This window comes from Paenibacillus sp. JZ16 (assembly GCF_015326965.1).
Taxonomy (GTDB): Bacteria; Bacillota; Bacilli; order Paenibacillales; family Paenibacillaceae; genus Paenibacillus_AQ.
In genome coordinates this window covers 1,320,687-1,334,890 of record NZ_CP017659.1, presented here as the reverse complement: position 1 = coordinate 1,334,890, position 14,204 = coordinate 1,320,687, and the positions used below count along the sequence as shown (strand labels likewise).

Here is a 14,204-nt window from a genome sequence, read left to right as displayed (position 1 = left end):
TATCATATATTCGGATTTTCTAATAGAGAACAAGAAGAAGGCGGAAGAGGGACTATGCCAATGGATGCCGCGGCGCTTCGGGCAGCTATAGCCCGTCTAGGGTAACACAGCAAGGTTACTTTCCCCCGTTCTGGTACTTGAGTGCATAAAAAGAGGGTGTCCCTTATCACCGATCCTACGGCGAGGGACACCCTTTCTTACGGAATATAGATCAATTCAATATTAACCACAGGTGCAGTTCAGAACCGGTTTACGTGCCGCCGTCGTTTCGTCAAGTCGTTTCACGACCGTGGTATAAGGGGCGCCTACGACAACCTCTGGCGTGGTTTCGGCTTCTTTGGCAATCTGGATCATCGTGTCAATGAAACCGTCCAGTGTTTCTTTACTCTCCGTCTCGGTCGGCTCTATCATAATGCATTCCTCTACGTTGAGCGGGAAGTAGATGGTTGGCGGATGATAGCCAAAATCAAGCAGCCGCTTGGCAACATCCAGGGTCCGCACGCCAAACTCTTTTAGTTTTTTGCCGGATAGCACGAATTCGTGCTTGCACAGGCCAGGGTAGGCAACTTCGTAATATGGAGCCAGACGGTGCATCATATAGTTGGCATTCAGCACTGCAAGCTCCGAGACACGGCGAAGTCCTTCCGGTCCATAGGTGCGAATATACGTGTAGGCGCGGACCAGGATGCCAAAGTTGCCATAGAACGCCTTCACGCGGCCGATGGATTGCGGACGATCGTAATCCCAATAATAGGTGCCATCCTCGCGTTTGGACACGATCGGTTTTGGCAGGAACGGGATCAACAAACTCTTTACGCCGACAGGGCCTGCACCGGGGCCACCGCCGCCATGCGGCGTGCTCATCGTTTTGTGCAGGTTGAGATGGACCACGTCGAAGCCCATGTCGCCTGGGCGGGTGATGCCCATGATGGCGTTGGAATTGGCTCCATCATAGTAGAGAAGACCGCCTGCCTCGTGCACGATTTCGGCGATTTCCACGATTTGCTCTTCAAATAGTCCGAGCGTGCTCGGGTTCGTCAGCATTAGTGCGGCCGTATCATCACCAACGACGGCGCGCAGAGCCTCCAGATCAACCATGCCGCGCTCATTGGATTTAATCGTGATCGTGTCGTAACCGGCAACCGTTGCGCTGGCTGGGTTGGTGCCGTGCGAGGAGTCAGGAACAATGACCTTGGTTCGTTTCTCGCCGCGGCTTTCATGGTAAGCACGGATCAGCATGAGTCCCGTCCACTCCCCATGCGCACCCGCAGCGGGCTGCAGCGTTACTTGATCCATCCCGGTAAGTGCCGCCAGATCATTCTGCAGGGTGTAAAGCAGCTCCAGAGCGCCTTGAATGCTTTCTTCTGGCTGGTACGGATGAATCTTGGCAAAGCCGGCAAAACGGGCAACGTCCTCATTGATCTTCGGGTTGTATTTCATCGTGCATGAGCCGAGCGGGTAGAAGCCGTTATCGATGCCGAAATTACGCCGCGACAGCTCCGTATAGTGACGAATGACATCCACTTCATATACTTCCGGCAGTTCGGCCGGTTTGCTGCGCAGCAGGCCCTCTGGTATTAATGATGCGGCGTCGATCTCCGGTACGTCGCATTCGGGAAGGGAATAGGCGACACGGCCGGGCTTGCTGAGTTCGAATATCAATGCTTTTTCCGGTTTCATACGATCGCCTCCAATTCACCAATAAATTGGTCGATTTCTTCCTTCGTCCGCCGTTCGGTCACAGCGATCAGCATACATCCTCGAAGCTCAGGGTACGCAGCGCCAAGATCATAACCTCCGATGTAACCTGCACGCAGAAGCTTCGAGTTGATCTCCTTCACGTTCGTTCCTTCAGGCAGCTTTACCACAAACTCATTGAAGAACGGCGAGCTGAATGGAAGGGAGAGGGAGCCTTTGGCGACACGGTCGGCAGCATAATGGGATTTGCGCACATTCAGAAGCGCTGCCTCTTGCATGCCTGCTTTACCCAGGGTGGACATATAAACGGATGCACACAGCGCGAGCAGCGCCTGGTTCGAGCAGATGTTCGACGTTGCTTTTTCGCGGCGAATATGTTGTTCACGTGCCTGCAGCGTCAGTACAAAACCGCGTTTGCCGTCCTGATCGACGGTTTGACCCACAATACGTCCGGGAATGCGGCGCATCAGCGGCTCGGATACCGCGAAGAATCCGCACGTCGGTCCGCCAAGAGAAGCTGGAATGCCGAGCGGCTGGGCATCGCCGACAACGATGTCGGCTCCAAGCACGCCAGGGGATTCCAGTAAACCGAGGGACAGCGGGTTTACGCTCAGGACAAGCAATGCTTTTTTCTCATGAACCAGCGGTTCGATCGATTTCACGTCTTCAATGCAGCCGAAGAAGTTCGGTGATTGCAGAAGGACGGCGGCGGTATCTTCCGTTATGGCAGCGGCGAGCGCATCCTGGTCGGTAGCACCATTGACGATGCCGACTTCCACGACTTCCAGATCGAGGCCGCGAGCCGAAGTCAAAACGATTTCCCGGGCTTCGGGATGGACGGCACGCGATATGACGATTTTCTTCCGTTTGGTTGCACCGCTGGCGAGAGCCGCAGCCTCAGCAAGCGCCGTGGAACCGTCATACATGCTGGCATTGGCCACTTTCATGCCGGTCAATTCACAGATATAGGATTGAAATTCAAAAATCGCTTGCAGCTCGCCTTGGCTGATCTCCGGTTGGTATGGCGTATACGCCGTGTAGAATTCAGAGCGGGAAATCACATGATTGAGCACAACCGGAATATGGTGGTCGTACAAACCGGCCCCGAGAAAGCTTGTATAACGGTCAAAATCGGCATTTCGGTCCGATAGGTCACGCATATGCTTCAGAAGTTCAGGCTCACCCAGCCGTTTTGACATGGGGAGGACGCCGTTGTAACGGACCGCTTGGGGGATATCGGCAAACAGATCTTCGATCGTTTCCGCGCCGACCGCAGCAAGCATATCGGCTTGATCCTGATCCGTCATAGGCAAGTAACGATGCTTCATGTTAAGGCAGCTCCTCTTTTGTAGAATGGTGTCTTTACTACTTTGGCTTTTAACTTCTTACCGCGGATCTCAACCCATACCTCGGTATCGAGGCTCGTATATGGCGTTTCGATCAAGGCCAATCCGAGATTTCGCTTGAGTGAAGGGGATTGGGTACCGCTGGTCACTTCACCGATGGGTTCTCCTTCATGGTTGTATACGGGATAGTGGGAGCGCGGGATACCGCGATCGATGAGTTCAATGCCGACCAGCTTACGCGGCACACCGTCTTGTTTTTGCTGTTGAAGCGCTTCCCGACCGATGAAATCGCCGCTGTCCAGCTTCACAAAGAACCCGAGACTGGCTTCAAGCGGAGAGATCGTGCTCGAAAGCTCTTGGCCGTACAATGGCAGTTTCGCTTCGAAACGGAGTGTATCACGTGCGCCCAGTCCGGTTGGAACAAGGCCATGTGGTTCTCCGGCGGTTAAGAGCTCTCTCCAAATTGCGGGAGCATCCTCAGCGGAGCAATAAATTTCAAAGCCGTCTTCTCCGGTATAACCGGTACGGGACAGTAGGGCGGAGCAGCCGCAAACCTGTGCGTTCTGGATAAAATGGAAGGAGGGGAGTTCGTCTAAGACCTCAGTCGTGGCCTGTGACATGATGTTCACGGCCGCAGGTCCCTGAAGTGCAATCAGAGCCGTCTCAGCGGACACATTACGGATGGTGACATCACCTGCAAGATGGTCTTGAAGCCACTGGAGGTCTTTGTCGATGTTGGATGCGTTAACAACCAGCATAAATCGGTCAGCCGACAGTTTATACACAAGCAGGTCATCTACCGTACCGCCGTTGTCGTAACACATCAACGTGTATTGGGCCTGACCCATCGATATGCGGGTTACGTCATTCGTGGTCATCTTCTGGATAAATGCTTCAGCGTCTTGTCCGGTGACGATAAATTCACCCATATGGGAGACGTCGAACAGGCCGGCGTGCTTGCGTACGGCTTCATGCTCTTGCACAATGCCTGAAAATTGCACGGGCAGTTCCCAGCCGCCAAAGTCGATGCAGCGGGCAGAAGGAAAATCGGAATAAAGCGGGTAAAGCGGTGTACGTTGTAATGAACTCATCTCTTCACCTCTTCGAATTGGCATGATCAATCGGGGAAACACCAAAAAAGGACAGACAGAAGGATAACAAGTCGTGCTGAAAAAAGCCCGCTCGTTGCGTAATCCTTCTGCTCTGTCCTTTGTACCTGAGAGTTACCCCACATGTCATGTAAGTATAATGTCAAGCGTGTGTGAGTTTCCCCGTGGGTGATTCTACATTCAGAATTCTCTCCAGAGGTGCGTCCGGTAAAGGTCCTTTTGCCTGAGAGATTCACCGTGTTACGGCTTACTCCTTCGGCGCTACCTGTCAATCCTGTCGGTAATCTCTCCCGCTACCATCATCCGCGTGAAAATTATTGAGTTGTCATCATCTTCCTTGCGTTCTTGTGATTATTATAAACGTGTCTCGCCATAAAGTGTCAACCTTTATTTCACTAAAATATTTTCAATCTTAAAATTTTTGTCAGATATCTTGACATCACTTCGTCCCTGTTTTATTCTGTGGGAGAATAAGCCAACCGAATATGCGGATGACGATGGATGGGAGAGACCGCCTCGCGAAGGGTGAAACCTTGGCGGCACCGAAGGAGCAAACCGTTACGCCCGCCAGGCTGACGAGTAATCTCTCAGGTAAACGAACCGCCATCTGACGCAGCTCTGGAGAGTGCGCAAGCCACCCAAGGGGAAAGATCGGACCATAAGAAGCGGTCGATCATAAACTCTCAGGTACCGAGGACAGAGAGAAGGCAAATGCCTTTTTTCGCGTCCTTTTTTTTCATTTATTTACCTTAATTTCATTTCTTTAAGAAAAGAGGAGTATCCGTAAATGAGCGAAATCAGAGAGAATTTGGTCTACAGCGACGATCATGAATGGGCATTGAAGGTAGATGGTAATGTGGTGCGCGTCGGTATTTCCGATCATGCGCAATGTCAGCTGGGCGATATCGTATTCGTTGAACTCCCCGAGACCGGCGCTGTCGTTGCCGCAGGTGACAGCATCGGTACCATTGAGTCGGTCAAAACCGTATCGGAACTGTATTCCCCTGTTTCAGGTACCATCACGAAAGTGAATGCTTCTCTGGAAGACCTGCCGGAGCTTGTGAACGAAGAGCCGTACGAAGGCGGTTGGATCATTGAGGTTGAGGTGGAAGGTGACCTGGAGGAAGCACTCGGAAAGCTGCTGACTGCAGAGGCATATCGTGCCAAAGTGGATTAAGGATTGAATCATAACATTGCATAATGAAACATAACGGCTGCTACTCGTAATGAGGTTTACGAGTGGCAGCCGTTTTAAATGATGGTGCTAATCCTTGGAACCTTGAAGGGTTCGATATCAAGTGCTTGAAGCCACACGGCGCGCGATCCGGCGTGCTCGAAGCTCAGGCAGATTCAAGATCAGTATTCCGCCGATGATGAGCAAGCTGCCGACGATGGAATAAAGAGAAATCGCTTCGCCGTACAGAAATGCGCCTAATCCTAACGCGATGATCGGAGAAACAAAGAGCCAGGTAGACGGAAAAAAGGCATTTGTTGCTTTTAGCAGCCAAGCATACAGACTATGCCCCAGCATCGAGCCGACTATCGTTAAATACAAGACAGAACCGAGGGCTGGCAGCGTTAGAATACCATTCCATTGTACCTGTTCACTGAACAGGGATAACAGCAATAGGGCAGCGCCGCCATACATCATCTGCACCGCATTGATCATAATTGGCGAGATATCCGGCATGTCAAAGGATAATTTTCGGGTAGCGAGGGAGCCCACGCTATAACCGATTTCGCCTATAAGAATGGCGATGCAGCTCAGAATCCAGATGAGGTCGCTCCCCATTGCTATCTCGGGCATGATAAGCAAACATACTCCCGCAAAACCGACCCCGCACCCCCAATAATCACTGCGCCGGGCATTCTTTCGCATTACAACCGATTGAATCATCAGAATCATCATGGGGCCTGTTGCCGATAGGATGGCAGCGATCCCTGAGGACACGTGCTGCTCGGCCCAATATAGCGTTGCAAACGTCAAGAATGTACTGGTCATCCCGATTAGAAGGAATTCCTTGTGCAGGAGAAGGCTTGGTTTTACCTTCCGCTGCAATACCATCCACAGGAAGATGATGGCGCCCGCGAGAAGAAACCGAAGTCCCGCCGAGAGAAACGGCGGCAGTCCTGCTTCAACGCCAATCTTGATGGCGAGAAACGTCGTGCTGAATATGGCGCACATAAGCAAGTAGTTAAAAATAATCATGTAGCATCCTCCTTTTTCTATACTATAATAGGTAGTTAATAGAACAGATTGGTGGTTGGTAGAACAGATATGTTCTATATCGGATCGGGGGAAAAACAGATGGAATTATCAACGCTGGACGACAAACATCAAGGTAAGCGGACATTGCAGCAGTCGATCTATGACACCATTCGAGAAGGAATTGCTCAGGGAGAGTGGAAGGAGACTGAAAGAATCCCGTCCGTGAGAGCGATGGCCGAGCGTTTGAACGTTCACCGGTTAACGGTGCTGAAGGCTTATCAGCGGCTGCTTGAAGACGGGATCGTGGAAGTGAAATATAAATCAGGATATTTCGTAGCGGCTAAGGCGCCTGCGACATTGCCGGAACTCTATACATCCAGCCGGTCTTGGGAATATCAGGCGAAATCGATATATGTCAATCGCAGCCGCTTGTCCGACATTCACAGACATCAGGTCGATTACCAGATGTCGGAAGCGCTGATTGATCCTGCGCTGCTGCCGAACGCGTTCCTGTCCAATCACGTGAAACAAGTGTTTGACATGTATCCGAAGGTATTAAGCACGTATTCTTCCGTGTCCGGAGATTTGGAGCTGCGCGAGGAGATGGCCCGGTACTTTATGGACAAACAAGGCATATCGGTCCATCCGGATGAGCTGCTCATTACGACGGGATCCCAGCAAGCGATCGACCTGATCTCGCGTTCGCTTGTCAAAAGCGGAGATTCGGTGTTGATTGAGCGGCCGACGTATAGTCCGGCGATCGATGTTTTTGTGCAGCAAAATGTCAAGCTGCTTCCCATTGAGATTATGCCGGAAGGATATGACCTGGAGCAGATTGAATGTCTTATGCGGACGGAGAAGCCGAAGCTGTTCTATATGAACCCGACCTTTCAGAATCCGACAGGCTACACGGTGCCGATTACGCAGCGCAAGGCGCTGGTTGAACTGGCGGAACGATATCAATGCATTCTGGTGGAGGATGAGGTCTATCACGACATTTATTTTGGAGATCCGCCGCCGCTGCCCTTTTTTTATTATGATACCGAGGGCTATGTCATTCACATTCGAAGCTTCAGCAAATATGTGGCCCCTGGCTTGCGGATATCGGTGCTGGCGGCACGTCCGGAGCTGATGAATGTCATCCTGCCGACCAAGGCGCTGTCGGACAACGGGACGCCGCTGCTGACGCAAAAGATTTTCCAGCACTATTTCTTCTCGAGCAGACTTCAGGAGCATGTGGCCAAGCTGCGGATTGCCCTGGAGCTTCGTAAGGATAAGATGGAGAAGCTGCTTGAGCCTACAGAATGGCGATGGAACAGCCCCGGCGGCGGCTTGAATCTATGGATACAGCTGCCGGAAAACATCAACGTGGATGCGTTGTTGCGGCAATGCCTGGCGGAATCCGTAGCTTTTGTGCCGGGGCGTATATGCGACCCGCTGGATCAGATGGATTCGTGGATCAGACTCAGCTACTCCTATATCAGCGAAGTTCAGCTGGAAGAGGGAATTCGTCGTCTCGTCGAGATTTCGGAGCAGGTGAAGCATGGCTCGTTGGCATGAACAATTACGTGAGTAATGAATTTCTTCTCGAAGTCATGTAGAGATCATGTCTGCCGATAAATACGGAATATTTTAAAAAAACGGTCTGATTGAATGTCACAAAAACTGCCCTTTTCTCGTGTTATGTGCAAAATCGCATAAAACAAAAGGAGATGGGTTGTCTCATGAAGGATCTAACATGTATTGTCGTTGGTGGAGGCTTTGCAGGTATACATGCTCTAAAAGCGATTCATAAAGCTTGTCATAAAGGAATAGGCGGAAGGAAGCTGCGCCTGATCCTGATCGATATGGGTTCCGCCCATGTGCGGAAAGTGCTGCTGTTCCGTCCTGCAGTGAGTGAGGAGGGGATTACCGTTCCTTGGGAACAGGTCATGCCGGAAGGTACCCGTTTCATACAGGGCAGGGTGATCGGCATGGATAAGGAGAGCAAGCAGCTGACTTTGGAAGACAGCACAGGTCTGGAACATAAGCTGGAATATGATGTCCTTGTGGTGGCCATAGGAAGCATCGTGCGGCAGGCAGCACCGGAACAAGGCGGAATATCGCTGACAGGCTTGGAAGCGGCGGAGCGGATCCGGGAACGGTGGCACGCAAACCTTAAGTTGGCAGTAAAGGAAACGAATGCGCAGGAGAAGCAGCGGCTGATGAGTGCAGCCGTCGCTGGTGCCGGCATAACGGGCATCGAAACGTCAGCCGAGATGGTCCACGCCATGCGGACAGAGGCGGTTAACCTTGGTTTAGATCCGAAGTTAATCCGTGTGCACCTATTCAATTCTCAGGAACGGTTGTTCCTGGAAGGACCTGCGAAGGTGGCGCATCGGCTTGAACGATATCTAACCGATCTTGGCGTAGTCCTTCATCATGGAAGAAGAGTGATCAAAGAGGAGCTGGGGCTGGTTCATGTCAACGATGGATCTCCGATCCCTGTGGGCCTAACGGTATGGACGCTTGGCCTCACTCCTAACCCCGCGCTCCTCAGCCTCGGACTGCCGGTTACGATGGACGGTCAAATCGTTGTAGATGAAAGCTATCGTGTCAAAGATGCCCCGGGAGTATATGGCATCGGCGATTGCGCGCATGTGGTTGATCCCGCTAACGGTGCTGCCGACCGGATGACATGCAAGGAAGCGATCCCCCAAGCGACGCGACTTGGCGGCATTGTGCATGCGGATTTGATCGATGCGCCTGCAGCCAAGCATAAGAGTGTACCGGAGGGTTATACGGTCGGTCTGGGGCCAGGACATGGGTTAGTCTGGTCGCGTACCTGGGGAATGGATATTATGATCACAGGAAAGCTGGCTTACAAGGTCAAATCGTTCATGTGGAATTATTCCAGCATGGTTCGATAAATTAGCAGCAATCCTGCTTGAAAGGAATGAAGAAACGGCATGTTAGAGCTGTATGAGCAGTATAAGGGGCTCCTGTTTCATCTTGCTTATCAAATGACCGGAACGGTGTCGGACGCAGAGGACGCGGTACAGGATGTGTTCGTGAAAGTTCACAGTCTTCCCCTGGAGAAGCTGGAGGAGCCAAAAGCTTATCTGTGCAAAATGGTGACGAATCGCTGCATCGACGAAATCAAGTCAGCTCGAAATCGAAGAGAGCAGTACTACGGGCCCTGGCTTCCGGAACCGATCCCGGAAGCCTATAGCGAGTCCTATGAAGCCGTCGAAAATCATGAACTGCTCTCCTATGCCATGCTGGTTCTGCTGGAGCGGCTGTCTCCTTCGGAGCGGGCCGTGTTTGTTCTGCGGGAAGCGCTTGGATTCGATTATCCGGAAATCGCCGGACTGATCGATAAAACCGAGGCGAACTGCCGCAAGCTTATGAGCAGGGCGAGAGGAAAGATGGGGATCACGGAGGACGATCTGATTGGCGTGGGGTCCATGGCAGAGGAATGGGTGAGCCGGTTCTTCACGGCCCTATCCGAAGGAGATGCCGAACATGTCCTATCCCTGCTAGCGGATGATGCTGTATTGTTGTCCGATGGCGGCGGTAAAGTGATCGCAGCTGCGAGACCGGTCGAGAGCAAGGAGCGGGTTGCCCGTTTCCTCATCGGCATTCTTCACCAAGCGCAGCTGGAGGATGGAGTAGCGCCGGAGATCGAGGTAAAGGAACTGAACCATCAAACCGCTGTTATATTCCGCCAGGGAGGAAGTGTTACCGGCGTTATCTTTGTCAATATTCGGAACGGATTGCTGCAAAATATTTATATTGTGAGGAATCCGGATAAACTTGAGGGGATTTAAGTTTAGGCTAGGAACATCGACGAAGTACATTCAGAGCAGTCCGCCTCTAGGGAGGGGGCTGCTTTTTTTGCTGGAAACCGGAGGTGCAGGCGCGAAACCTAATCGGACGGTTAGATGAGCTTTTCATGAAGGAAGTTTGATTCTGGATTCGTATTCCAGTATGCAGGGTAAATACATTTCGGGTTCGCAAGCGGATCTGTTACCAAGTGCATTTACGTCAGACACGCATCTACTACCTACATACCAGGAGGTTCCGACAAATGGACAAATCCAACACCCATTCGAATGCTAACAACAGCCGGGGCAAGACAAGCAAGGACCAACAGCTGGAACAATTTACGGTAGACAATGACGGCAAAGACTTGACAACCAATCATGGACTTAAAGTCGCTGAAGATGAACATTCGCTTAAAGCGGGCGAGCGCGGTCCAACCTTGATGGAGGATTTCCATTTCAGAGAGAAGATGACGCATTTCGACCATGAGCGGATTCCGGAACGGATCGTGCATGCCCGCGGTTTTGGGGCTCATGGCTATTTTCAGCTATATGAATCCATGAAAGATTATACAAAAGCCAAATTTCTGCAGGACCCTTCCGTCGTCACGCCGGTGTTTGTCCGATTCTCCACGGTGGCTGGCTCCAGGGGATCAGCCGACACCGTCAGGGACGTACGCGGCTTCGCAACCAAGTTTTATACGGAAGAAGGGAATTATGATCTTGTGGGCAACAATATGCCGGTCTTTTTCATACAGGATGCGATGAAGTTTCCCGATTTCGTTCATGCAGTCAAGCCTGAGCCGCATAACGAGATTCCGCAAGCGCAATCCGCCCATGATACGTTCTGGGATTTTGTAGCGAACAATTCGGAAAGCGCGCACATGATCATGTGGGCGATGTCCGACCGCTCGCTTCCGCGAAGCTTCCGAATGATGGAGGGCTTCGGCGTCCATACCTTCCGTTTCGTGAATGAAGAAGGACATGCACATTTTGTGAAGTTTCACTGGAAGTCTGTGCTCGGCACGCATTCCCTCGTATGGGATGAAACGCAGAAACTGGCAGGCAAGGATCCCGACTTTAACCGGCGTGATCTGTGGGATGCGATCGAATCAGGAAATTATCCGGAATTTGAGTTTGGCGTTCAAATGATTCGGGAGGATGAGGAATTCAATTTTGGTTTTGACATCCTTGATCCGACCAAGATTTGGCCCGAAGAGCTCATTCCCGTCAGAATCATTGGCAAAATGACACTCAATCGCAATACAGATAATTTCTTTGCGGAGACGGAACAGATTGCTTTCCATCCGGGACATGTCGTACCGGGCATCGATTTTACTAATGACCCGCTACTGCAAGGCCGCTTATTCTCCTATACAGACACCCAGCTTTCACGGCTCGGCGGACCCAATTTCCACGAAATTCCGATCAACCGTCCAATCGCACCGGTTCATAACAATCAGCGTGACGGGATGCATCGTATGACCATCAATAAGGGCCCTGTCAGCTATCATAAGAACGGTATTGCCGGTAACACGCCGAAGCCGGTTCCAGCGGAGCGCGGGGGTTATGAGCATTACACCGAGAAGGTGGAAGGGCGTAAGGTGCAGGCACGCAGTGACAGCTTTAAGGATCATTTCAGCCAAGCGGCCCTGTTCTGGAACAGCATGTCCGAGGTCGAGAAGCAGCATATCGTATCCGCATTCCAGTTCGAACTGGGTAAAGTACAGCGAAAGGAAATTCGCCAGCAAGTCGTTGACCTGTTCGCGAACGTCGATAGCGAACTTGCCACCCGGATTTCGGAGGGCATCGGAACCATGCCACCGCAAACCAGCTTCTCCGCTTCCAGCGAGTCTTCTCCGGCACTGAGCATGATGAATACCGTGAAGCTCCCGTTAACCCGTAAAGTGGCGGTGCTGGCAGGCAACGGATTCACGGATGAACTCCCGTTTGTGCTTACGCAGCTGCAGCAAGCCGGCGTCATCACCGAGGTGGTTAGCGCAAAGCTCGGCGTCATTCAAGGCAAAGCCGGCGCGGAACTGGAAGTGAACCATTCGCTGCTTGGGGCGGATTCCGTCTTGTTCGATGCGGTGCTTGTCGCAGGCGGCGCGTTAAGCGTATCGGAGCTCCTGGTGGAGCCGAAGGTGCTGGATTTTGTCAAGGAAGCGTATCAGCATTTCAAGCCGATCGCAGCCATAGCCGAAGGGGCAAATTTGCTTCCATCATCCAGTGGTGAAGGGGTCGTGGTTGCGCAAGAGAATGAGGATTTGAAGCCTTTCGGCGAGGCCTTCATTCATGCCATTGCGGCACATCGCCATTGGTCGCGTACGATCTAAGAATGGATTGCCCTTGAATATATAACACGATTGCGCTATAATTCCCCTTAATCATTTGGCTAAACAGTGAAGGGGATTATACCATGATCAACATCAAATTCAATCAACTTCATCATCACAAGCAGCGTTAGCACGCCTGTCATTCTACAGGGTGGGCTAACGCTGTTCGCGTTGGCCTCCCTGCCGCATATTCAGCGCGCGGGACCATGAGGTCCGGCGCGTTTTTTATTTTTATTTAGAACGAAAGGATGATTACGATGCAGAACGTAAAAGGAACGTATGATTATTTTGGCCAAGAACAGGCGATCCGAAGAAAGGTGCAATCGACGCTGCGTGAAGTGTTTGAATGTTATGACTATGCTGAAATGGAGACAACCATTCTGAATGAATCCGAGTTATTGTCTTCCAAATACGCAGGAGGGGAAGAAATTCTGAAGGAAATGTACCAGCTGACAGATCAGGGAACGCGACGTCTGGGCCTCCGGTACGACTTGACGATTCCATTCGCCAAGGTAATCGCGCTGAATCCCGCCATCAGCCAGCCCTTCAAACGTTATGAGATGGGGAAGGTATTCCGCGATGGTCCCGTCAAACGGGGAAGATTGCGGGAGTTTCTGCAGTGCGACGTTGATGTGGTGGGGATCTCGGGACCGGAAGCGGAGGTTGAGCTAATGCAGCTTGCAGCCGAAGTGTTTCGGAGACTTGAAATCCCGATCATGCTCCGGTGGAACAACCGAAGCTTCCTTGGTGAAATTCTTGGAGCTTTGGGCGTACCGGAAGAGATGAAACCATCCGTCATGCTGACGCTGGATAAGCTCGACAAGATGGGTAAGGAGGGTGTTCGACAAGAGCTTGCGGGTAAGGAGCTCGCATCGGAGATTTGTCGTCAAATTCTTGATTTTGTTGATCTCAAGGAGCCGACATTAACGCAAATAACAAGCGAATACAACCTGGACAACGAGCGCGGAGCACGAGAAGTCCGGATCCTGCAAAATATGCTGCAGCGCGTCGGGCTGCAAGACATCTGCGTATTTGATCCGTTTCTTTCCCGAGGATTGTCCTTCTACACAGGAACCGTTTATGAAATCTTTGACGCATCTCAGGGCTTTCGTTCAAGCTTGGGTGGAGGCGGCAGGTATGACGCGATTATCGGGCAGCTCGTTGGACGCGAGGACACTCTTTATCCTACGGTGGGTCTTTCGTTCGGCATGGAATCCATCATGGAGATGATCCGAAACCGTCCGATTGAAACAAACAAGCCGCTCGTTATGATTATCCCGATAGGAGAAACCATACCCGAAGGATTGACGGCTGCAGCGGCACTCCGGAATCGCGGGATTCATACGCGATTGGCGGACAACCGCCGTAAATTGAAGAAAACATTAGCTTCTGTTTCAGCTGAGTGTATTCCATATGCCATCCTAATCGGCGAAGATGAAGCGGCGGCGGGCATGGTTCGATTGAAGAATATGACCGAGGGCAAGGAGCTTGCATTGACTCTGCAGAAGGCGGTTGAGCTTATCATTCAATCCTGTGAATGATAACATGACGGAAGCCGCGCTTATCCATCATGGCGTGTAAACTCATGACTAACAACTTGTGTAGGCCGACATATGGAATGCCTTTGTTCTTTTTCGAATATAATGGTTTTCTACCGAAAAGGGACTCGCGCTCGAAACGATCTCCAAGTAGAATAAATCGTA

General features: G+C 51.6%; 10 protein-coding genes and 3 riboswitches. Of the genes, 6 read left to right on the top strand and 4 right to left on the bottom strand.

What is annotated here, in order from left to right:
- Positions 1-222: 222 nt before the first annotated feature.
- The 3 genes from gcvPB to gcvT are packed head-to-tail and all read right to left on the bottom strand — an operon-like array spanning position 223 to position 4,135.
- Positions 223-1,680 carry an aminomethyl-transferring glycine dehydrogenase subunit GcvPB gene (gene gcvPB / locus BJP58_RS05835; protein WP_194543185.1) on the bottom strand — a complete coding sequence of 486 codons (1,458 nt, stop codon included), beginning with the start codon at positions 1,678-1,680 and terminating at the stop codon, positions 223-225.
- Positions 1,677-3,026, bottom strand: coding sequence for an aminomethyl-transferring glycine dehydrogenase subunit GcvPA (gcvPA, locus tag BJP58_RS05830; RefSeq protein WP_194543184.1), 1,350 nt, complete (start codon positions 3,024-3,026; stop codon positions 1,677-1,679). Before gcvPA ends, gcvPB begins: the two co-directional genes overlap by 4 nt.
- A complete protein-coding gene (gcvT, locus tag BJP58_RS05825) occupies positions 3,023-4,135 on the bottom strand; it encodes a glycine cleavage system aminomethyltransferase GcvT (RefSeq protein WP_194543183.1) in 1,113 nt (370 codons plus the stop codon). Before gcvT ends, gcvPA begins: the two co-directional genes overlap by 4 nt.
- Positions 4,136-4,245: 110 nt before the next feature.
- Positions 4,246-4,351: riboswitch (glycine riboswitch) on the bottom strand.
- Between the two features lie 3 nt (positions 4,352-4,354).
- A riboswitch (glycine riboswitch) is annotated at positions 4,355-4,456 on the bottom strand.
- Positions 4,457-4,644: 188 nt separating this feature from the next.
- Positions 4,645-4,766, top strand: a riboswitch (glycine riboswitch).
- Positions 4,767-4,940: 174 nt separating this feature from the next.
- Between gcvT and gcvH the strand changes: the two genes are divergently transcribed.
- Entirely contained in the window at positions 4,941-5,330 is a 390-nt protein-coding gene (gene gcvH, locus BJP58_RS05820) for a glycine cleavage system protein GcvH (RefSeq protein WP_194543182.1), read from the top strand.
- Positions 5,331-5,447: 117 nt separating this feature from the next.
- Here the strand turns inward: gcvH and BJP58_RS05815 are convergent, their stop codons facing one another.
- Positions 5,448-6,362, bottom strand: a complete 915-nt coding sequence (locus BJP58_RS05815; protein WP_194543181.1) for a DMT family transporter — start codon at positions 6,360-6,362, stop codon at positions 5,448-5,450.
- Positions 6,363-6,461: 99 nt separating this feature from the next.
- Between BJP58_RS05815 and BJP58_RS05810 the strand changes: the two genes are divergently transcribed.
- The 5 genes from BJP58_RS05810 (at position 6,462) to BJP58_RS05790 (ending at position 14,042) form a co-directional block, all read left to right on the top strand.
- Positions 6,462-7,922: an aminotransferase-like domain-containing protein gene (locus tag BJP58_RS05810; RefSeq protein ID WP_194543180.1), complete on the top strand. Its 1,461-nt coding sequence runs from the start codon at positions 6,462-6,464 to the stop codon at positions 7,920-7,922.
- Positions 7,923-8,086: 164 nt separating this feature from the next.
- Entirely contained in the window at positions 8,087-9,271 is a 1,185-nt protein-coding gene (locus BJP58_RS05805) for an NAD(P)/FAD-dependent oxidoreductase (RefSeq protein ID WP_194543179.1), read from the top strand.
- 39 nt (positions 9,272-9,310) lie between these two features.
- On the top strand, positions 9,311-10,171 hold the full coding sequence (locus BJP58_RS05800) for an RNA polymerase sigma-70 factor (RefSeq protein WP_194543178.1): 861 nt from the start codon (positions 9,311-9,313) through the stop codon (positions 10,169-10,171).
- A gap of 260 nt (positions 10,172-10,431) precedes the next feature.
- Positions 10,432-12,501, top strand: a complete 2,070-nt coding sequence (locus tag BJP58_RS05795; RefSeq protein ID WP_194543177.1) for a catalase — start codon at positions 10,432-10,434, stop codon at positions 12,499-12,501.
- Positions 12,502-12,758: 257 nt separating this feature from the next.
- Entirely contained in the window at positions 12,759-14,042 is a 1,284-nt protein-coding gene (locus BJP58_RS05790; protein WP_194543176.1) for a histidine--tRNA ligase, read from the top strand.
- The last annotated feature ends 162 nt before the right edge of the window (positions 14,043-14,204 follow it).

Bases quoted from the DNA above. Each gene is read 5' to 3' on its own strand.
- gcvPB (WP_194543185.1), bottom strand. From the start codon at position 1,680: ATGAAACCGGAAAAAGCATTGATATTCGAACTCAGCAAGCCCGGCCGT.
- BJP58_RS05810 (WP_194543180.1), top strand. From the start codon at position 6,462: ATGGAATTATCAACGCTGGACGACAAACATCAAGGTAAGCGGACATTG.
- gcvPA (WP_194543184.1), bottom strand. From the start codon at position 3,026: ATGAAGCATCGTTACTTGCCTATGACGGATCAGGATCAAGCCGATATG.
- BJP58_RS05795 (WP_194543177.1), top strand. From the start codon at position 10,432: ATGGACAAATCCAACACCCATTCGAATGCTAACAACAGCCGGGGCAAG.
- BJP58_RS05815 (WP_194543181.1), bottom strand. From the start codon at position 6,362: ATGATTATTTTTAACTACTTGCTTATGTGCGCCATATTCAGCACGACG.
- gcvH (WP_194543182.1), top strand. From the start codon at position 4,941: ATGAGCGAAATCAGAGAGAATTTGGTCTACAGCGACGATCATGAATGG.
- gcvT (WP_194543183.1), bottom strand. From the start codon at position 4,135: ATGAGTTCATTACAACGTACACCGCTTTACCCGCTTTATTCCGATTTT.
- BJP58_RS05805 (WP_194543179.1), top strand. From the start codon at position 8,087: ATGAAGGATCTAACATGTATTGTCGTTGGTGGAGGCTTTGCAGGTATA.
- BJP58_RS05790 (WP_194543176.1), top strand. From the start codon at position 12,759: ATGCAGAACGTAAAAGGAACGTATGATTATTTTGGCCAAGAACAGGCG.
- BJP58_RS05800 (WP_194543178.1), top strand. From the start codon at position 9,311: ATGTTAGAGCTGTATGAGCAGTATAAGGGGCTCCTGTTTCATCTTGCT.